The sequence below is a fragment of the Lentzea sp. NPDC036949 genome (assembly GCF_055608075.1).
In genome coordinates, this window is sequence record NZ_JBVJRA010000021.1 from 78,462 (window position 1) to 97,130 (window position 18,669).

General features: G+C 70.1%; 19 protein-coding genes. 13 read left to right on the plus strand and 6 right to left on the minus strand.

The features are described from left to right. The first annotated feature begins 76 nt into the window (after positions 1-76). Genes ACZ7CD_RS36645 through dapF form a run of 3 tightly spaced genes read left to right on the plus strand, consistent with a single transcriptional unit; the run spans position 77 to position 2,465 of the window. Entirely contained in the window at positions 77-757 is a 681-nt protein-coding gene (locus ACZ7CD_RS36645; RefSeq protein WP_470380691.1) for a class III extradiol dioxygenase subunit B-like domain-containing protein, read from the plus strand. Further along, positions 754-1,662: a tRNA (adenosine(37)-N6)-dimethylallyltransferase MiaA gene (gene miaA, locus ACZ7CD_RS36650; protein ID WP_470372221.1), complete on the plus strand. Its 909-nt coding sequence runs from the start codon at positions 754-756 to the stop codon at positions 1,660-1,662. The genes ACZ7CD_RS36645 and miaA overlap by 4 nt, the downstream gene beginning before the upstream one ends. Beyond that, a complete protein-coding gene (gene dapF / locus ACZ7CD_RS36655) occupies positions 1,650-2,465 on the plus strand; it encodes a diaminopimelate epimerase (protein WP_360398468.1) in 816 nt (271 codons plus the stop codon). Before miaA ends, dapF begins: the two co-directional genes overlap by 13 nt. A gap of 27 nt (positions 2,466-2,492) precedes the next feature. Here dapF and ACZ7CD_RS36660 read toward each other — a convergent pair whose 3' ends face one another. Next, the gene (locus ACZ7CD_RS36660) at positions 2,493-3,374 is read right to left on the minus strand and encodes an SMP-30/gluconolactonase/LRE family protein (protein WP_470380692.1); all 882 of its coding nucleotides are present in this window, start codon (positions 3,372-3,374) and stop codon (positions 2,493-2,495) included. Next, the gene (locus ACZ7CD_RS36665; protein WP_470380693.1) at positions 3,367-4,608 is read right to left on the minus strand and encodes an MFS transporter; all 1,242 of its coding nucleotides are present in this window, start codon (positions 4,606-4,608) and stop codon (positions 3,367-3,369) included. The genes ACZ7CD_RS36660 and ACZ7CD_RS36665 overlap by 8 nt, the downstream gene beginning before the upstream one ends. A 54-nt stretch (positions 4,609-4,662) precedes the next feature. Between ACZ7CD_RS36665 and ACZ7CD_RS36670 the strand changes: the two genes are divergently transcribed. From ACZ7CD_RS36670 to ACZ7CD_RS36680, 3 genes are read left to right on the plus strand one after another with little or no spacing between them, the layout of a single operon-like run. Beyond that, the gene (locus ACZ7CD_RS36670) at positions 4,663-5,163 is read left to right on the plus strand and encodes an ArsR/SmtB family transcription factor (protein ID WP_360398462.1); all 501 of its coding nucleotides are present in this window, start codon (positions 4,663-4,665) and stop codon (positions 5,161-5,163) included. Positions 5,164-5,188: 25 nt separating this feature from the next. Then, positions 5,189-6,649, plus strand: coding sequence for a GTPase HflX (gene hflX, locus ACZ7CD_RS36675; protein WP_470380694.1), 1,461 nt, complete (start codon positions 5,189-5,191; stop codon positions 6,647-6,649). A 38-nt stretch (positions 6,650-6,687) separates the two neighbouring features. Then, the gene (locus tag ACZ7CD_RS36680; protein WP_470380695.1) at positions 6,688-7,608 is read left to right on the plus strand and encodes an SdiA-regulated/phytase-like domain-containing protein; all 921 of its coding nucleotides are present in this window, start codon (positions 6,688-6,690) and stop codon (positions 7,606-7,608) included. Between the two features lie 19 nt (positions 7,609-7,627). Here the strand turns inward: ACZ7CD_RS36680 and ACZ7CD_RS36685 are convergent, their stop codons facing one another. Beyond that, entirely contained in the window at positions 7,628-8,755 is a 1,128-nt protein-coding gene (locus ACZ7CD_RS36685) for a cytochrome P450 (protein WP_470380696.1), read from the minus strand. Between the two features lie 109 nt (positions 8,756-8,864). Between ACZ7CD_RS36685 and ACZ7CD_RS36690 the strand changes: the two genes are divergently transcribed. Then, a complete protein-coding gene (locus ACZ7CD_RS36690) occupies positions 8,865-9,602 on the plus strand; it encodes a GbsR/MarR family transcriptional regulator (RefSeq protein ID WP_470380697.1) in 738 nt (245 codons plus the stop codon). On the opposite strand, the gene lexA is transcribed toward ACZ7CD_RS36690, so the two are convergent. Further along, on the minus strand, positions 9,599-10,276 hold the full coding sequence (lexA, locus tag ACZ7CD_RS36695; protein WP_360398604.1) for a transcriptional repressor LexA: 678 nt from the start codon (positions 10,274-10,276) through the stop codon (positions 9,599-9,601). The genes ACZ7CD_RS36690 and lexA overlap by 4 nt on opposite strands. Before the next feature lie 234 nt (positions 10,277-10,510). Between lexA and ACZ7CD_RS36700 the strand changes: the two genes are divergently transcribed. The 3 genes from ACZ7CD_RS36700 to ACZ7CD_RS36710 all read left to right on the plus strand — a co-directional run bounded on the left by ACZ7CD_RS36700 (position 10,511) and on the right by ACZ7CD_RS36710 (position 14,424). Beyond that, positions 10,511-10,783, plus strand: coding sequence for a hypothetical protein (locus ACZ7CD_RS36700; RefSeq protein WP_470375965.1), 273 nt, complete (start codon positions 10,511-10,513; stop codon positions 10,781-10,783). 272 nt (positions 10,784-11,055) lie between these two features. Beyond that, positions 11,056-11,523 carry a transcriptional regulator NrdR gene (nrdR, locus tag ACZ7CD_RS36705; protein WP_065913411.1) on the plus strand — a complete coding sequence of 156 codons (468 nt, stop codon included), beginning with the start codon at positions 11,056-11,058 and terminating at the stop codon, positions 11,521-11,523. Positions 11,524-11,589: 66 nt separating this feature from the next. After that, positions 11,590-14,424 carry a vitamin B12-dependent ribonucleotide reductase gene (locus ACZ7CD_RS36710; protein ID WP_360398450.1) on the plus strand — a complete coding sequence of 945 codons (2,835 nt, stop codon included), beginning with the start codon at positions 11,590-11,592 and terminating at the stop codon, positions 14,422-14,424. A gap of 16 nt (positions 14,425-14,440) precedes the next feature. On the opposite strand, the gene ACZ7CD_RS36715 is transcribed toward ACZ7CD_RS36710, so the two are convergent. Further along, positions 14,441-14,800, minus strand: coding sequence for a hypothetical protein (locus ACZ7CD_RS36715; protein WP_470380698.1), 360 nt, complete (start codon positions 14,798-14,800; stop codon positions 14,441-14,443). A 289-nt stretch (positions 14,801-15,089) separates the two neighbouring features. Between ACZ7CD_RS36715 and ACZ7CD_RS36720 the strand changes: the two genes are divergently transcribed. After that, positions 15,090-15,641, plus strand: a complete 552-nt coding sequence (locus ACZ7CD_RS36720; RefSeq protein WP_470372226.1) for a hypothetical protein — start codon at positions 15,090-15,092, stop codon at positions 15,639-15,641. 25 nt (positions 15,642-15,666) lie between these two features. Here the strand turns inward: ACZ7CD_RS36720 and ACZ7CD_RS36725 are convergent, their stop codons facing one another. After that, positions 15,667-16,086, minus strand: coding sequence for a CGNR zinc finger domain-containing protein (locus tag ACZ7CD_RS36725; protein WP_470380699.1), 420 nt, complete (start codon positions 16,084-16,086; stop codon positions 15,667-15,669). Between the two features lie 153 nt (positions 16,087-16,239). Between ACZ7CD_RS36725 and ACZ7CD_RS36730 the strand changes: the two genes are divergently transcribed. Next, positions 16,240-16,869 (plus strand): alpha/beta fold hydrolase, encoded by a 630-nt coding sequence (locus tag ACZ7CD_RS36730; protein WP_470380700.1) that lies wholly within the window; start codon positions 16,240-16,242, stop codon positions 16,867-16,869. Between the two features lie 75 nt (positions 16,870-16,944). Beyond that, the gene (locus tag ACZ7CD_RS36735; RefSeq protein ID WP_470380701.1) at positions 16,945-18,585 is read left to right on the plus strand and encodes a PEP/pyruvate-binding domain-containing protein; all 1,641 of its coding nucleotides are present in this window, start codon (positions 16,945-16,947) and stop codon (positions 18,583-18,585) included. Positions 18,586-18,669: the final 84 nt, after the last annotated feature.

Here is an 18,669-nt window from a genome sequence, read left to right on the forward strand (position 1 = left end):
CAGTTCCCCGCGCGCATTCAAACAGGTCAGGGCTCGACTCGGTACTGGGAGTCCACGATAGGTAGCCTGGTTCGTCGTGATCACCCGTGCCGCGGTGGTGCCGCACCCGCCGCTTCTGGTGCCAGAACTGGTCGCCGGAGCCGCCGCAGAAACCGCCCCCGTGCGAGCCGCAACCGTTGCCGCGGCAGGGAAGTTGCTTGGCCCGTGGATCGCCGTGGCGGTCGACGCCGGTGGCCGGGCGACGTACCGGCCGCCGTTGTCGGGAACTTTTCTCGGCTACGGGGTCGACGTGCCGGTGACCCTCGGGGGTGATGCTCCCGCCGACCCCCGGCTGCCGCTGCCGGTGCTGGTCACCGGGTGGCTGAGGGAACGCTGCGCGGTCGAGGTGTCACGCGTTGAGCTCGTCCCGCCCGGCTGGTCCGCGGCCGACTGCGTCTCGTTCGGACGGCAGCTCGCGGACGAGGAGTGCGGTCTGCTCGTCCTCGGCGACGGCTCCACCCGTCACGGCCCGCGCTCACCCGGTTCGGACGACGAGCGTTCGGGACCGTTCGACGAGCACGTCCACCGCCTGCTGGCCGCCGCGGACACCGCCGGCCTGCTCGCACTCGACCCCGGCCTCGCCCGCGAGCTGGGCGCGCAGGGCCGCGCGGCGTGGCAGGTCCTCGCCGGCGTGCCCGGTCCGTGGCGCTGCGCGAGCGCCGAGTTCTTCGCACCGTTCGGCGTGGGCTACCACGTCGCAGTCTGGGAGCGCCCGTGATCAGTCCGATCGCCGTCGTCGGCCCCACCGCGACCGGCAAGTCCGACCTGGCCGTCGCCCTCGCCGAGCGGTTCGGGGGAGAGGTCGTCAACGCCGACGCCCTGCAGCTCTACCGCGGCATGGACATCGGCACGGCCAAGATGCCCCTCGCCGACCGCCGCGGCGTCCCGCACCACCTGCTCGACGTGCTCGACGTGACCGAGACCGCCTCCGTCGCCGCCTACCAGCGCGAGACCCGCGCCGTGGTCGAACGCCTCCTGGCCGCCGGACGCCCGCCGGTCCTCGTCGGCGGCTCGGGGCTGTACGTGCAGGCCGTGCTCGACGACCTGAAGTTCCCCGGCACCGACGACGCCGTGCGCGAGCGGTTCGAGGCCGAGCTCGCCTCGGCCGGCCCCGAGGTGCTGCACCGGCGCCTGCGGGAGCTGGACCCGGTCGCCGCGATCGCGATCCTGCCGTCGAACGGCCGCCGCATCGTGCGCGCGCTGGAGGTCATCGAGCTCACCGGCCAGCCGTTCTCGGCGAACCTGCCCAAGCCCGGTCCCGCCCGCTACGGCACCGTCCAGATCGGCATTGACCGCGAGGTGTCCGAACTGGACGCGCGCGTGGACCGGCGGGTGGACCTGATGTTCGAGGCGGGCCTGGAGGACGAGGTCCGCGCGCTGGTGAAGCTCGGCCTGCGCGACGGCAGGACCGCCTCGCGGGCGCTGGGCTACCAGCAGGTGCTGTCCGCGATGGACGGAGCCTGCACGATCGACTTCGCCGCCGAGGAGACCAAGCGCGCCACCCGCCGGTTCGTGCGCAGGCAGCGGTCCTGGTTCCGGCGCGACCAGCGCATCACCTGGTTGGACGGTGCGCGCCCCGACCTGGTGGCGGCCGCCGGTAACCTGGTGCCGTGGAGTTCCTGAAGGGGCACGGCACGGAGAACGACTTCGTCGTCCTGCCCGACCTCGACGACCGGCTGGACCTGACGGTGGCGCGCGTGCAGGCGCTGTGCGACCGGCAGCGCGGCCTCGGCGCGGACGGCGTGCTGCGCGTCGTTCGGACCGACGGCCAGTGGTTCATGGACTACCGCAACGCCGACGGCTCCATCGCCGAGATGTGCGGCAACGGCCTGCGCGTCTTCGCCCGCTACCTGGTCGACGCGGGCCACCAGCCGCAGGGCACGTTCGTCGTTGCCACGCGGGCGGGGGACCGGACCGTGACCACGCACCCGGACGGCTCGGTCACCAACGACATGGGCCCGGCGCGCGTCACCGGCACCTCCATCGCCGCGGTCGACGGCCACGGCATCGGCGGCTTCGCGGTCGACGTCGGCAACCCGCACCTCGCCTGCGTCACCGACGTCCCGGTCGACGGCTTCGACCTCACCGTCCCGCCCGGCCACGACCCGGTGATGTTCCCGCACGGCGTCAACGTCGAGCTGGTCAACGTCCTCGACGCCGGCTCCGGCGGCACCACCCGCGGTGCGCTGAAGATGCGCGTCCACGAACGCGGCGTCGGCGAGACCCGCTCCTGCGGCACCGGCACCGTCGCGGCCGTCGCGTCGTGGCTCGCCGGTCAGGGCAGGACGACCGGCTCGGCCACCGTCGACGTCCTCGGCGGCCAGGTCATCGTCACGATCGAGCCGACGACGTCGACGCTCACCGGTCCCGCGGTGTTCGTGGCACGCGGTGAGCTCGACAAGTCGTGGTGGGACGCTCTCGCCTAGGGCGACATCCGATATATCAGTTCCGGTTCACCTCAGGTCGCAGACCTCGACCCGGCCGAGCCGTTCCGCCCTGACCACGTTCGGGTGCGAGTCGGGTGCGGTGAGGCAGACGAGCTTGTCGCCGACGACGGCGACGGCGAAGCAGTTCTGCGTCGTCTCCACCCGGTGCGTGACCGTGCCGCCCTCGGTCACCCGGAACACCGCCGGTTGCACCGACGGCGCCACCCACACGCCGTCCCCGTCGCCGGCGATGCCGTCGGGCGCGATGCCGAGCTCCGCCACCTCCGCCCACGTCCCGCGGTTGTGCAACGATCCGTTGCGGTCGACCGCGAACGAAGTGAGCTTGAACGCAACGGTCTCCGCGACGACGAGGATGTTGCCGCTCTCCGACTCACCGGTCGGGTCGGGCAGCAGCGCCATGCCGTTCGGGAACTTGAGGTCCTCGGCGGCGGCGGAGACCGACCCGTCGGGCCGCACCAGCGCGAGCGCCGCGCCCTGCGGGACGAAGTCCGGTTCGAGCAACCGCGGCAGGCCGACCTCGTCGATCAGCCCGTGCAGGTCGAAGCCGAAGTTGCCCACGTAGGCGCGACCCTCGTCGTCGACGAGCATGTCGTTGGCGTGGTAGCTCGCGATATCCGATATATCGGCGTGCAGGACGAGGTCGTCGCCTTCCAGCCGCCGCACGGTGCGGTCGAGCATCGACACGACGAGCAGCCGGCCGTCGGGCAGCCAGCCGAGCCCGGACGGCTGGCCGTCGAAGGCGACGACGAGCTCGTCCGCACCGGACGCGAGGTCGAGCGCGTGCACCTCGCCCGCGTAGAAGTCCGAGTAGTACAGGCGACCGTCGGGGCCGCGCCGCGGTCCCTCGCCGAAGTGCAGACCGTCCCGCAGCACCGTCGTGTCAGCCATGGGCGTCGACGCTAGTAGCGGCCGGCAGGTCCCGCATAGACCGCAGCGGCGACACCAGCAGCCACACCATCCCGAGCACCGCGCCGACCAAGGAGACCCACAGCGTCGGCACCACGCCGATCCACGACCCGAGCGCACCACCGGTGAGCGCGCCCAGCGGCGTCGCACCCCACACCACCCAGCGGATCGAGGCGTTCATCCGGCCCAGCAGGTGGTCGGGGCAGATCGCCTGCCGGTAGCTCACCTGGCCCACGTTGTAGACGACGACGCCGAACACCGAGATCGCGAGCCCCACCATCGGCAGCACGAGCCCCCAGCCGCCGGAGACGAACGGCAGCGCCAAGGTGAACGGCCAGGTCAGCACGGGCACGAGCCAGATCATCCTGGCCTGCCCGAACACCGTGCCCAGCCGGAACGCCACCGCCGCGCCGGCCACGCCGCCGACGCCGCCCGCGCTCAGCACCAGCCCCGCGGTGCCCTCGCTGAGCCCGGCGACGTTCAGCAGGAAGAGGACCAGCACGGCGTTCTGGACGCCGTGGAAGAAGTTCGACGTGCCGGTGCAGGCCACGATCGCGCGCAGGTTCACGTTGCCGAAGACGAACCGCAGCCCCTCCATGACCTCACGGCGCAGGTTCGGTGTGGCGTGCCGGTGCGGCACCGGCTCCACCGCCGAGATCCGGAACAGGAAGAACGCCGAGCTCAGGTAGCCCACACCGGTCGCGAGCACGCCGTTGGCGGCGCCGAGGAACTGCGCGACGTACCCGCCGATCGCGGGCCCCGAGACCTCCGCGACCGACATGCTGGCCTGCAGCTTCGAGTTGCCCTCGACGAGCTGGTCGCGCCCCACCAGCGACGGCAGGTACGACTGGTAGGCCACGTCGAAGAACACCGTGCACACGCCCACCGCCAGGCTCACGACGACCAGCTGCGGCAGGTCGAGCACGCCCAGCCACCACGCCACCGGCACGCTGAGCATGAGCACGGCGCGGGCGATGTCCATCGCGATCATCAACGGCTTGCGGCGCACCCGGTCGACCCACACGCCCGCGGGCAGCCCGATCAGCAGGAACGCCATCGTGCCCGCCGCCGCCAGCAGGCCCATCTCGAACGGAGTCGCGTTCAGCACCCCCGCCGCGAGCAGCGGGATCACCATCAGGCCGATCGTCGACCCGAACTGGCTGATCGTGTCGCCGGCCCACAGCCTGCGGAAGTCCCGATGCCCCCAAAGCGTCATGGCGGCGAGTCTGCGCCCAGTGATTGGAAACTGTCAATCACTTAGACTGCGCCTGTGCCCCTCTACAAGGACCGGCGTCCCGCGACGAGCGAGGAGGCCGCCGCGCTCAGCTCCGACCTGCGGCTGCGGATGATCCGCATGACGTTCGAACGCCCCCTCACCAACAAGGAGCTGGCGCAGCGCCTCGGCAAGGACCCCGCCACGACGCTGCACCACGTGCGCAAGCTCGTCGCCGCCGGGTTCATGGAGGCGATGCCCCCGCGCGCGGGCAACCGGGGCGCGAAGGAGATCCCCTACCGGTCGACCGGATTGTCACGGGAGCTCGACAACAGCGAAAACATGGTGGCCGTCGGCGAAGCGATGTTGCACGCTTTCCTCGGCGAGGTCGCCGACATCGGGCTCAGTGACGTGGATCAGAGCCGTCTGGTCGTCACCGTCGACCCCGAGGAACTAAAGCAGCGGCTCGCAGCGTTGATGGATGAGCTGGCCGCGCAACCGGTCAGACCGGACGTTCCCCGTGTGGCGATCTACCTCGCGGTGTATCCGGGGGACTGACGGTCCATGGGACGATGAAGGGCAAATGACGGAAAACATCCAGAGCACAGAGTTCGACCCGGAGTTCGACTCGACGTGGGAAGAGGAGAACCTCTCCACGGGCGACTTCGAACGCGCCGAACGCGCCGCGCTGCGCCGTGTCGCGGGGTTGTCCACCGAACTCGAGGACATCACCGAGGTCGAGTACCGGCAGCTCCGCCTGGAGCGGGTCGTGCTCGTCGGGGTGTGGACCGAGGGCACGGCCGCCGACTCCGACGCCTCGATGGCCGAGCTCGCGCGCCTCGCCGAGACCGCGGGTTCCGAGGTCCTCGAAGGCGTCGTGCAACGGCGTGACAAACCGGACGCGGCGACGTACATCGGCTCCGGCAAGGTCTCCGAGCTGCGCGACGTGGTGCAGGCGACCGGCGCGGACACGGTGATCTGCGACGGTGAGCTCTCGCCCGGCCAGCTGCGGCAGCTGGAGGAGAAGCTCAAGGTCAAGGTCATCGACCGCACCGCGCTCATCCTGGACATCTTCGCGCAGCACGCGCAGTCCAAGGAGGGCAAGGCGCAGGTCGAGCTGGCCCAGCTGCAGTACCTGATGCCGAGGCTGCGCGGCTGGGGTGAGTCGCTGTCCCGGCAGGCCGGTGGTCGTGCCGGCGGCGGCAACGGCGGCGTGGGTCTGCGCGGTCCCGGTGAGACCAAGATCGAGACCGACCGCCGCCGGATCCGCGCGCGCATCTCGAAGCTGCGCCGCGAGATCGCCGCGATCGGCGTCATCCGCGAGACCAAGCGGGGCCGCCGCACCGCGAACGAGATCCCGAGCGTCGCCATCGCCGGGTACACGAACGCGGGCAAGTCGTCGCTGCTCAACGCGCTGACGGGCGCCGGTGTCCTGGTGGAGGACGCGCTGTTCGCCACCCTCGACCCGACGACGCGCCGCGCGCTGACGCCCGAGGGCCTGCCGTACACGCTGACCGACACGGTCGGCTTCGTCCGGCACCTGCCGCACCAGCTGGTCGAGGCGTTCCGCTCCACGCTGGAGGAGGTCGGCCAGGCCGACCTGCTCGTGCACGTGGTCGACGGCTCCGACGCCATGCCGGAGAGCCAGGTCAAGGCGGTGCGCGAGGTGCTCGCCGAGATCAACGAGCGCAACGACGTGCCCATGCCGCGCGAGCTGCTGGTCGTCAACAAGATCGACGCGGTGGGCGACCTGGGCCTGGCCCGGCTGCGGCACCTGTTCCCGGACGCGTCGTTCGTGTCGGCGCACTCGGGCGTGGGCATCGAGGAGCTGAAGATCCGCGTCGCCGAGCTGATGCCGCGGCCCGAGGTCGTGGTCGAGGCGCACGTGCCGTACGCGCGCGGCGAGGTCGTCGCCCGCGTGCACCGCGACGGCGAGGTGCTGTCCGAGAAGCACACCGAGTCGGGCACGTTGCTCAGCGCTCGCGTGCGCCCGGACCTCGCGGGTGTGCTTGAGGAGTTCGCGACGAACGGGTCACCTGCTTGATCCTCCCGCCTCCACCGGTGGACGTGTGCCCGGTAGCCATGCAGGAGCTCTCCGGGCTCACGTCCGACGGCAAGCAGTTCTACGCCGTCAGCGACAGCGACAACGGGACGCTGCGCATCCAGGTCATGGGCCGCGACTGCGTCGTGAAGCGCACGATCACCGCGGCCGTCGACCCCTACGACGTCGAGGACCTGGCGATGGCGCCGGACGGCACCCTGTGGGCGTCCGACACCGGCGACAACGGCAAGACCCGCTCCACGGTCGCCCTGCACAAGGTCTCACCGACAGGTGCCGTGGAGCGGTTCCGCCTCACGTACCCGGACGGCAAGCACGACGCCGAGGCGTTGCTCCTCGACAGGTCCGGTACGCCGTACATCATCACCAAGGAACCGCTCGGCTCCGCGCTCGTCTACCGCCCGGCAGCGGCACTGCGCACTGATATATCGGTGCCGTTGGAGCAGGTGGCGCGCGTGTCGCTGTCGACCACCGACACGCCGGGCGGCCCGCTGGAGGGCACCCTCGACTCGCGCCTGGTGACGGGTGCCGCGTCGACGGCCGACGGTTCCGTCATCGCCCTGCGCACCTACACCGACGCCTACCTCTACCCGGTCCCCGACGGAGACCTGGTGAAGGCGCTGTCCGGCGACCCGGTCCGCGTGCCGCTGCCGAACGAGCCGCAGGGCGAGGCCATCGCCTTCGACCCCGACGGCACCCTGCTCTCCGCCTCGGAAGGCGCCGGCACGCCGATCCGCGCGGTCGCGGGTGCCGCCGCTCTGGCGAAATCAGCTCCGCCGCCGACGACGACGGCCCCGGCACCCGCCGCGGACCAGCCGCAGGCGTCGCCGGCGGAGACCGCGACGAGCTCGTCGTGGCAGAACTGGCCGCTCGCGCTGAGCCTCGGCGGCATCGTGCTCGTCGTCGCTCTCGTCGTCGGCCTGCGCCTGCGCCGCCGAGCCTGAGAACCGGTGTATCAGCTGCTCAGTCCCAGGCGACGGGCAGCCGCTCCAAACCGCCGATCACCAAGCTCGCGCGGTGCGGCAGCTCCTCCTCCGCGACGGCGAGCCGGAGCTTCGGGAACCGCGTGAACAACGCGGGGAACGCGATCCTCAGCTCGACCCGCGCCAGGTGCTGCCCGATGCACTGGTGGATGCCGTGCCCGAACGCGACATGTCCCGCCGAGCCGCGAGCCAGGTCGAGGACGTCGGGATCGGCGTAGCGCGCCGGGTCGCGGTTCGCGGAGCCCAGCTCGACCTTGACGGTGTCGCCCTTGCGCACGAGCACGCCGTCGAGCTCGACGTCCTCCAACGCCGTGCGCACGGTCACCGGCGTCAGACTGATATATCGCAGCAGCTCCTCTACTGCGGCGTCGGGACCGGCGAGCATCGCGTCGACCCGTGCCCGGTCGCGCAGCAGCTCCAGCGTGCCGAGCGACAGCATGTTCGTCGTCGTGTCGAGTCCACCTCCGAGCAACGCCATGCCCATCGTGGCCATCTCGTCGTCGGAGAGCGGGTCGGCAGCTCCGCCGTCGGCCTCGGAGCTGACCAGGTCGCTGAGCACGTCGTCGGTCGGCGCAGCCCGCTTCGCCGCGACCATCTCCAGCATGAACCGCTGCAACCGCTCGAACGCCGCGAACATCGCCTCGGCCTCACCGGCCTCCGCGCCGCTGGCACCGGTCAGCAGCACCGCGTCCTGCTGGAACTCGGCGCGCCGCTCGTAGGGCACGCCCAGCAGCTCGCAGATCATCAGCCCCGGCACCGGCGACGCGACGTGCTCGACGAGGTCCGCCGGCGACCCCGCACCCGCGAGCTCGTCGAGCTGCGCCGCGGTGATCTCCTCCAGCCGTTGCGCGAGCAACCGCATCCGCCGCACGGTGAACTGCCCGGTCAGCCGGCCGCGGTAGCGGGTGTGCTCTGGCGGGTCGTGGTCGGTGAACGCACCGGGCGGCGACGGCGGCGCGTCACCGGGACTGCCCGGCCCGAGCGGGTTGTGCATCAGGTCCGGCCGGATGCTGAACCGGTGGTCCGCGAGCACGGCACGCACGCTCGCGTGGTCGTGCGCGCGCCAGCCGACGTGCCCGTCCGGGTACGTCATCGGACTGAGCGGCATTGCTCCCCCTTGCAACGAGTCCGTTTCTCTCCCCTTCAAGCTAAAAACGTTTGCGGACGTCGTCAAAAGACTCGTTGCAATGGCTTGAAGGGCAAGGCACGATGAGGTCGTGCCTGGTAAACGGCTGGATGAAGAGGAACGGCAGCTCATCGCCCAATGGCTGTGGGACGGGCTGGGGTACTCCGAGATCGGCAGGCGGTTGCAAAGGCCGGCCTCGACGATCCAGCGCGAGGTGCTGCGCAACGGAGGCCACAACAACTACCTGCCGGGCGCCGCGCACCGGGCCGCGAGCGAACGGGCCATGCGCCGGATGCCAGCGGTGGACGACCTGGACGTCGACGACGAGGCCTACTCGTTCGACCGCAGCCCCGGCGAGGTGCAGGAGTTCCACCTGCGGCTGGTCGCGGTGTTCCGGCAGACCGGGCTGACGCGCACGGCGGCGCGGATCCTCGCCGAGGTCTTCATGTGCGACAGGGGCAGCCTGACCGCGACGGAGCTGGTGCTGCGGCTGTCGGTCAGCCCGGGCACGATCTCACGCTCCACCGCTCACCTGCAGGAGCTCGACCTGCTGCGCGCCGAGCGCGACGGCAAGCGCATGCGCTACTACCTCGACGACGACATCTGGTACCGGGCGTGGCTGTCGAGCGCCCAGCGCAACTCCACCTGGGCGCGCACCGCACTGGACGGTGCCGAGATCTTCGGTCTCGGCACGCCAGTGGGTGCACGCCTCAAGGACATGGGGCAGTTCTTCAGCTTCGTCGTCGTGGACATGGAGGCCACGCGGCAGAAGTGGCTCGACTTCTTCGAGAAGGAGAAACGCGCCCGCGGAGACAGCCCGAGCAGCTAGGGAAGCCGCCGCAGCACGGTGACGACCTTGCCGAGGATGGTGGCCTCGTCGCCGTTGATCGGCTGGTAGGCCGGGTTGTGCGGCATCAGCCACACGTGGCCGTCCTTGCGCTTGAACGTCTTCACCGTGGCCTCGCCGTCGATCATGGCGGCCACGATCTCGCCCTGGTCGGCCGTCGGCTGCTTGCGGATCACGACCCAGTCGCCGTCGGTGATCGCGGCGTCGATCATCGAGTCGCCGACGACGCGCAGCAGGAACAGCTCGCCCTCACCGACGATCTCGCGCGGCAGCGGGAACACGTCCTCGATCGACTCCTCGGCCAGGATCGGGCCACCTGCCGCGATCCGGCCGACCATCGGCACGTACGCGGGCGTCGGCTTGGACATCGGGTCGAGACCGGCGTCGATCTCGGTGGGCAGCATCCCCACCGCGCGCGGGCGGTTCGGGTCGCGGCGCAGGAAGCCCTTCCGCTCCAGCGCGCGCAGCTGGTAGGCCACCGACGAGGTCGAGGTCAGGCCGACGGCCTCACCGATCTCCCGCACGCTCGGCGGGTAGCCGAAGCGGTCGACCCAGTCGCGGATCACGTCGAGCACCTTGCGTTGCCGCAGGGTCAGACCGGCGTTGCCCGCGATCTCACTCACCGCCGGCTCGACAAGAGCGGGGTCTGGGTCGATCGTCTTGCCTGCCACGGTCGCTGTCCTCCTCGCCGCCCCCAGTTCGAATGGGATTCCGGCCTCCGTCGATCTTCCTGCCCGACGGTAGTCGTGTTTGCTGTGCAGATCAAACACCTGTTCGAGGTATTTGACGGCGTGTTGTGGCGTCCCGAGAGGCGGTCTGGTAGAAATTCGCACGGACGTTCGATAGAACGCATGTTCGATCAAGGTGCTTGACCTGCGATGGAGGGCGTCATGGCGGTTCTGGTCGAGAAGCGGTTGCGCGTTGTCGAGGACGCGGACGTCGCAGCGGGCCGCCCACTCCGTTCGGGTCCCCGCGTCATGCCCAGGCGCCCCGCCACCAAGCCGCACCCGGTTGTCGTCCCGGACGCGCGCGAGTCGAGCTCATGCGACGTCCGGTCGAAGCGCGAGTCCACCCTGGAGCTCATCGCCGTTGGCGTGCTGAGCGCGCTGACCGTCGTCGCCCTTGGGGTGCTCTACCTCCAGCAGATGGGTGTCACGCCGTAAGGCGCCCCCACATCTTGTGTCCGACACGCCCGCAGTGACGCCAACGCAGCGTCATGTGCGGGCGTCTTTGCGTAATCACCGCTGATCATTCGCGGTTCCGCCAACCGGGTGATGGCCGACGCGTCGTGTCGACTTGCATCCCCGCAGGCGTCGATCTAGGTTCTACCCCTACATCTAGTGGTTGCACCGTTGTAAGTAGTCCACAGGTTGTGGGTAACCCGACCAGTGTGGTTACTGCGACGAATGCTGCGCGGGGGAAGGGGTGAGGTGGCGTGCGGTGTCCGTTCTGCCGCCATTCGGACTCGCGGGTGGTCGACTCCCGTGAGGTGGACGAGGGTCAGGTGATCCGTCGTCGCCGCTCCTGCAACAGCTGCAGCCGCAGGTTCACCACGGTCGAGGAAGCGGTTCTCGCCGTGGTCAAGCGCTCCGGGGTGACGGAGCCCTTCAGCCGCGACAAGGTGGTCGTCGGCGTGCGCAGGGCGTGCCAGGGCCGCCCGGTCGACGAGGACGCGTTCCAGGTGCTCGCACAGCGGGTGGAAGAGTCGATCCGGTCGACGGGATGTGCGGAAATCCCGAGCCACGAGGTGGGGCTGGCCATTCTGGGGCCCCTGCGCGAGCTCGACGAGGTCGCTTATCTGCGCTTCGCGAGCGTCTACAGGTCCTTCTCGTCCGTCGAGGACTTCGAGAAGGAAATCCTCGATCTTCGCACTGCCCGGGCCGAAGCGGCCCAGGAGCAGTGATTCGCGCGCATTGAGTGCGCGCGACAACACCATCTTTCTGAAGCACCAGCACGAGGGAGATCCACCGTGACCGAGACCGTCGGCGGCTCAGCCAAGAAGACAGCCGCACGGGCGGCTGCCAAGCCTGCTGCCGCGCTGAAGGTCCAGCGCGTCTACACCACCGAGGGCCGCCACCCCTATGACGAGGTCACGTGGGAGCGCCGCGACGTCGTCATGACGAACTGGCGTGACGGCTCGGTGAACTTCGAGCAGCGCGGTGTCGAGTTCCCCGAGTTCTGGTCGGTGAACGCCACGAACATCGTCACCAGCAAGTACTTCCGCGGTGCCGTCGGCAGCGAGAAGCGCGAGCAGTCGCTGCGCCAGCTCATCGACCGCGTGGTGAAGACCTACGTGGGCGCCGGCAAGGAGCACGGGTACTTCGCGGGCGAGCAGGACGCGGAGATCTTCGAGCACGAGCTGACGTACATGCTGCTGCACCAGGTGTTCAGCTTCAACTCGCCGGTGTGGTTCAACGTCGGCACGTCGTCGCCGCAGCAGGTCAGCGCCTGCTTCATCCTCGCGGTCGACGACACCATGGAGTCGATCCTGAACTGGTACCGCGAGGAGGGCCTGATCTTCAAGGGCGGCTCCGGTGCCGGCCTGAACCTCTCGCGCATCCGCTCCTCCAAGGAGCTGCTGTCCTCCGGCGGCACCGCGTCCGGCCCGGTGTCGTTCATGCGCGGCGCCGACGCGTCCGCGGGCACCATCAAGTCCGGTGGCGCCACCCGCCGTGCCGCGAAGATGGTGGTCCTCGACGTCGACCACCCCGACGTGGTCGAGTTCATCGAGACCAAGGCGCGCGAGGAGGACAAGATCCGCGCGCTGCGCGACGCCGGGTTCGACATGGACCTCGGTGGCGCGGACATCGTGTCGGTGCAGTACCAGAACGCGAACAACTCGATCCGCGTGTCGGACGAGTTCATGCACGCCTACGAGAGCGGAGGCGACTTCGGCCTGCGTGCCCGCCAGACCGGCGAGGTCATCGAGCGCATCGACGCCAAGGAGCTGTTCGGCAAGCTCGCCAAGGCCGCGTGGGAGTGCGCCGACCCCGGCATCCAGTACGACGACACGATCAACGACTGGCACACCTGCCCCGAGTCGGGCCGCATCACCGCGTCCAACCCGTGCTCGGAGTACATGCACCTGGACAACTCCAGCTGCAACCTCGCCTCGCTGAACCTGATGAAGTTCCTCGGCGCCGACGGCAAGTTCGACGCCGTCACGTTCGCCAAGGCCGTCGAGCTGATCATCACCGCGATGGACATCTCGATCTGCTTCGCGGACTTCCCGACCGAGCCGATCGCGGACACCACCCGCAGGTTCCGCCAGCTCGGCATCGGCTACGCCAACCTCGGCGCGCTGCTGATGGCCACCGGCCACGCGTACGACTCCGAGGGCGGCCGCGCGCTCGCCGCGACCATCACCTCGCTGATGACCGGTGTGTCCTACCGCCGTTCCGCGGAGCTCGCGGGCATCGTCGGCGCGTACGACGGCTACAAGCGCAACGCCACCGCGCACCAGCGCGTCATGCGCAAGCACGCCGCGGCGAACGACCTGATCCGCACCTACCACGCGAACGACTCGGCGGTGCACAAGGTCGCGACCGAGGCGTGGCAGCAGGCCCTGGAGGTCGGCGCGAAGAACGGCTGGCGCAACGCCCAGGCGTCCGTGCTGGCCCCCACCGGCACCATCGGCCTGATGATGGACTGCGACACCACTGGCATCGAGCCCGACCTGGCGCTGGTCAAGTTCAAGAAGCTCGTCGGCGGCGGCTCGATGCAGATCGTCAACCAGACGGTCCCGCGCGCGCTGAAGGCACTGGGCTACCAGGACGAGCAGATCGAGGCGATCGTCGAGTTCATCGGCGAGCACGGCCACGTCGTGGACGCGCCGGGCCTGCGCCGCGAGCACTACGAGGTCTTCGACTGCGCCATGGGCGAGCGTTCCATCGCGCCCATGGGCCACGTGCGGATGATGGCGGCCACGCAGCCGTTCCTGTCCGGCGCGATCTCCAAGACGGTCAACATGCCGGAGACGGCGACCGTCGAGGACGTCGAGGGGATCTACTACCAGGGCTGGAAGCTCGGTCTGAAGGCGCTCGCGATCTACCGCGACAACTGCAAGGTCGGCCAGCCGCTGTCGGCGGGCAAGGGCGCGAAGGCGACCGAGGAGAAGAAGGCCGCGACCGAGACGGTCGTCGAGTACCGCCCGGTCCGCAAGCGCCTGCCGAAGAAGCGCCCGTCGCAGACCGTGTCGTTCACCGTCGGTGGCGCCGAGGGCTACCTGACCGCCGGCTCCTACCCGGACAACGGTCTCGGCGAGGTGTTCGTCAAGCTCGGCAAGCAGGGCTCCACGCTGGCCGGTGTGATGGACGCGTTCTCGATGTCGATCTCGGTGGGCCTGCAGTACGGCATCCCGCTGGAGTTCTACGTCTCGAAGTTCCAGAACCTGCGTTTCGAGCCGGCGGGCATGACCGACGACCCGGACGTGCGCATCGCGACCTCGGTGCTGGACTACCTGTTCCGCCGCCTGGCGCTCGACTACCTGCCGTACGACAAGCGCGCGCAGCTCGGCATCTTCACCGCCGACGAGCGTTCGGCGCAGGTCGCCGGCGAGTACGGCGCCCCGGTGACGTCCGATGTGGACCTCGAGGGCCTGCGTGGTTCCGTCGAGGCGGCGCCGACCCAGGTCGACGCGCCCGCGGAGGCGCCGAAGCAGGTCGGCAGCTCGACCGAGCTGCTGGAGCTGCACCTGGGCAAGGCGGCGGACGCGCCGTTGTGCATGACCTGTGGCACGAAGATGCGTCCGGCCGGCTCGTGCTACCTGTGCGAGGGCTGCGGCAGCACCTCCGGCTGCAGCTGATGCGGTGAGCGGACCGTCACGGCAGCTCGATGCCGTGGCGGTCCGCCAGCTTCCTCTCGATCTCCGCGATCACGCACGCGATCGTCGACGGGTTGAGCCTGCCCTCCCCGAACTGCACGACGGTCTTCGCGAACTCGTCAGCCGCCAGCTCGCGGCACTCCGCGTTCAACGTCCCGTGGTCGACCGCGGCTTCTTTGAAGCACTCCAACGGTTTTCGGCCGAAGATGACCTCGAACTCCGCCCACCCGCGGATGGTCCAGTAAGTGTCGTGCGAGGACACTGACGTCGCACGCAGCCATCGCCACAGGTAGCGCGGATCGGTGTGCGTCGGGGCCTCGCGGTGGCAGCGGCCGCACAGCAGCACGAGGTTCGACACCACATCGGTGCCACCCAGCGACCGTCGGCACGATGTGGCACTGTTCCAGCGAGGCCCGGTATCCGCAGCGCCAGCACCGTTCGCAGGCTTCGCTCCAGTCGACGGCGACCCGCTCCAGCGGCGCCCAGTGCCCGACGATCTGCTCGGCGTCCATCTGCCCTCCCCGGTTGTTGACCATCCTGTCGTCGGTGGAGCCATTTGCGTTTCGCATGTGGGCCGTCTGATAGAACAACGGCAAAGGGGCGGCCATCTCCCGGCCGTCCCTTTCCGTGTTGTCGCAGGGGGATGGATGCGTTCGTTCGACGACTTGCGCGATTACCTGTCCGAGCAGCTCAACGCCGCGATCAGGCGGCCGGGCATGCACGGCGGCGAGCCGGTGATCCTGACGTTGTTCGACGCCTTGGCGTTCGCCGACAGCCGCACGGACCGGTGGCAGGCCGAGCTGGAGGCACTGGTGACGCGCGGTGCGGCGAACGCGGCGATGGTGACCGGTGCCGTGCACGAGGTGCTCGGGTACCGCAGCGAGGACGTGATGGCGTCGGTGTACGCCGACCTCGCGCACCGGCAGGGCTGGCTGACGCTCGACACCGACAGCCGGATCCCCGGTGTGCTCGGGGAGGGCGACTGCGTGCTGACCGAGGTGGTCGAGGAGTTCGGGGCGCCACCGCTGTGGTTCGGCGGCACGAACCCGGCGTTCCCGAAAACGCTCGGCTACCCGGACCGGTCGGGTGCCCTGGTGTTCTTCCACTTCATGCCGGAGCTGCGGCTGATGGCGACGAGGCGGGGTGACGGCGACTTCCGCGACAGCTTCCTGTTCACCCCCGCCGGGCGGTCCCGGTGAACCGCTTCACGCCCAGGGCGGCGCGCTAGTCCTTGTGCCGCTGGTAGTACCGCGCCACCCGCACCCGGTTCCCGCACGTCGCGGGGTCGCACCACCGGCGTCGCGGGTGCGCGGGCACGAACAGCAGCCGGCAGCCCGGCCCCTCGCACGTCTTCACCTTCCGCACGACCGGTGACGCCAGCAGCTCCGCCGCCGCACCCGCGAGCAGGCCGAGCGCCCGCGCGACCTCGTTCCCGGCGCGTTCGCGGGACACCACGACGCCGTCGGACCACGACAGCACCTCGAACGCCGGAGCGCCGCGCAACGCCGCGTTCAACGGCGCCAGGTCCGGTTCGGTGCCGTCACGGGCGGCGAGCACCGCCGCCTCCACCTGTCCCCGCAGCTCCACCACGGCCTCCGACCAGGGCAGACCCTGCTCGGCCAGCCACTGCGGCAGCCGGATCACCGTCTTCTACCGGGAGGCGGGCGATCCCGCGGCACCCAAACTCCTGCTGCTGCACGGCTTCCCGTCCGCGTCGCACCAGTACGCGCGGCTCATCGAGGAGCTGAAGGACGACTTCCACGTCGTGGCGCCCGGCACCCCGGCTCCGGCCACACCGTGGTGCCGGGGGAGCGGCACCACACGTTCGACCTCCTCGCCGACACCGTCGAGAAGTTCTTGCAGGCGCTGAACTCCACCGGTTTCACCATGTACGTCTTCGACTTCGGCGCACCGGTCGGCTTCCGCGTCGCGACCCGCCACCCGGAGTGGGTGAAGGGGCTCGTCGTCCAGAACGGCAACGCCTACGAGGACGGCCTCTCCGACGTCGCCAAGGGCTTCATCGGCAACAGCGACCCGCAGGCCGCGCGCGCCCTGCTCGCGCCGGAGCACACGAGGTTCGGCTACCTGGAGGGCGTCCGCGACCCCGAGTCGATCTCGCCGGACACCTGGACGCTGGACCAGCACCACCTCGACCTGCGCCCGCAGCCCCAGGTGGACCTGTTCCTCGACTACCACACCAACGTCGCCCGGTACCCGCAGTGGCAGGCGTACTTCCGCGAGCACCAGCCGCCCACGCTGATCGTGTGGGGCCAGGGCGACCCGTTCTTCCTCGAACCCGGCGCCAGGGCCTACCTGCGCGACCTGCCCGGCGCGCGGCTGCGCCTGTTCGACACCGGCCACTTCGCGCTGGAGGAGGAGCTGACCGAGATCGCCGCGCTGATCAGGGAGTTCGCCGCGAAGAGGTGATTTATTCATCAGGTGTTGAGTTTTTGGTCGCGTGCTCGTAGCGTCATCCCCTGGGCAGACCGCGGAGGGGTTGCGATGGCGTTCGTCAGGGACTTCGAGGAGATCGACGGCACGATGACGGCCGTCGTGGGCGGCAAGGCGGCGAACCTCGGCGAGCTCACCCGAGCGGGCCTGCCGGTGCCGCAGGGCTTCTGCGTCACCACGGACGCGTACCGCGCGGTCGCGGAAGCCGGCGCGCCGGCGGGCACCACACCGGAGAACGCGCGCCGCACCGTGCTGGAAACCCCGGTGCCGCAGGAGATCAGGGACGCGGTCGTCACCGCGTACCGGGGCCTCGGCGACGACGTCCCGGTCGCGGTGCGTTCCAGTGCCACGGCCGAGGACCTGCCGTTCGCGAGCTTCGCGGGCCAGCAGGACACGTTCCTCAACGTCGTCGGTGAGGACGCCGTGGTCGACGCGGTGCGCCGGTGCTGGGCCTCGCTGTGGACCGGCCGCGCCGTCAGCTACCGCGAGACGAACGGCATCGACCACCGCACGACCTACCTTGCCGTCGTGGTGCAGCGGATGGTGCAGTCTGCGGTGTCCGGCGTGCTGTTCACCGCGAACCCGGTCACCGGCACGCGCGACCAGCTCGTCATCGACGCGAGCCCCGGCCTGGGCGAGGCGGTCGTGTCCGGGGCGGTGAACCCGGACCACTTCGTCGTTGACGGCACCGAGATCGTCGAGAAGCGCCTGGGGGACAAGCGGTTCCTCATCAGGTCGCTGCCCGGCGGCGGCACCGAGCACGTCGAGGTCGACGCCGCCGACGGGCCGTGCCTGACCGACGACCAGGTCCACGCGCTCGCCGAGCTGGGCCGCAGGACGCAGGCGCACTACGGCAGCCCGCAGGACGTCGAGTGGGCGATCGACGCCGCCGGCGCGCTCCACCTCACCCAGGCGCGGCCGATCACGACGCTGTTCCCGTTGCCGGAGAACAACAAAGCCGGGCACGCCTACTTCTGCTTCAGCCTCGCCCAGGGGCTGGAACGGCCGATCACGCCGATGGGCCGCGCGGTGTTCCGGGAGATCGCCGGGTCGGCGTTCGAGATCGTCATCGGCGACCCGGCCAGTCAGTCCTATGTGGAGGTCGGTGAGCGCATCTTCTTCGACGTCACCAAGGTGCTGCACAGCCGGGTGGGCCGCGAGTTCGTCACCCGGCTGCTCGGGGTCATGGAGGCGCGGTCGGCGGAGGTGCTGCGCGGGCTGTTCGACGACCCGCGGTTCGCCGTCACGAGCTCCTCGCCGATGCCGGCGCTCCGGCGCGTCCTCCGGCTCGCACGCCGCTTCCACGCGCCGCAGACCGTGCTGAGGGCGCTCGCCGACCCGGAGAAGGCCGCACGCGGCGCTCGTGCGCTGGAACGCGAGGTCCTGGAGAAGGCCGCCGGTCTGACGGTCGAGCAGGCGTTGCGGCAGTGCGTCGTCCCGGTGCTGCCGCGGCTCGCACCGACCGCTCTCGCCGGGTTCGCGCTGCTCGGGCTCGTCGGCAAGGTCGCCGACGTCAGGCCGGGGGAGCTGCAGGCGGTGCTGCGCGGCCTGCCGAACAACGTCACCACCGAGATGGACCTGGCGATGTGGGACCTCGCGCGGGAGATCCGCCGAGACCCGGCCGCCCTGCGGCAGTTCCGCAACGGTGAACGCCCGGCGGCGCTGGACGCGTTCCTGGCGAAGAGGTCCTAACAGAATCGTTGGACGTGGCGGTAGCAGATGATGCAGGTAGCGAGGCCGAGGAAGGCTTCGTGGATGTCGTCGCGGCGTTCCCAG

Coding starts and splice junctions, on each gene's coding strand:
- ACZ7CD_RS36660 (WP_470380692.1), bottom strand. CDS start 3,374: ATGGCTGACACGACGGTGCTGCGGGACGGTCTGCACTTCGGCGAGGGA.
- ACZ7CD_RS36665 (WP_470380693.1), bottom strand. CDS start 4,608: ATGACGCTTTGGGGGCATCGGGACTTCCGCAGGCTGTGGGCCGGCGAC.
- hflX (WP_470380694.1), top strand. CDS start 5,189: ATGACGGAAAACATCCAGAGCACAGAGTTCGACCCGGAGTTCGACTCG.
- ACZ7CD_RS36680 (WP_470380695.1), top strand. CDS start 6,688: ATGCAGGAGCTCTCCGGGCTCACGTCCGACGGCAAGCAGTTCTACGCC.
- ACZ7CD_RS36685 (WP_470380696.1), bottom strand. CDS start 8,755: ATGCCGCTCAGTCCGATGACGTACCCGGACGGGCACGTCGGCTGGCGC.
- ACZ7CD_RS36700 (WP_470375965.1), top strand. CDS start 10,511: ATGGCGGTTCTGGTCGAGAAGCGGTTGCGCGTTGTCGAGGACGCGGAC.
- ACZ7CD_RS36720 (WP_470372226.1), top strand. CDS start 15,090: ATGCGTTCGTTCGACGACTTGCGCGATTACCTGTCCGAGCAGCTCAAC.
- ACZ7CD_RS36735 (WP_470380701.1), top strand. CDS start 16,945: ATGGCGTTCGTCAGGGACTTCGAGGAGATCGACGGCACGATGACGGCC.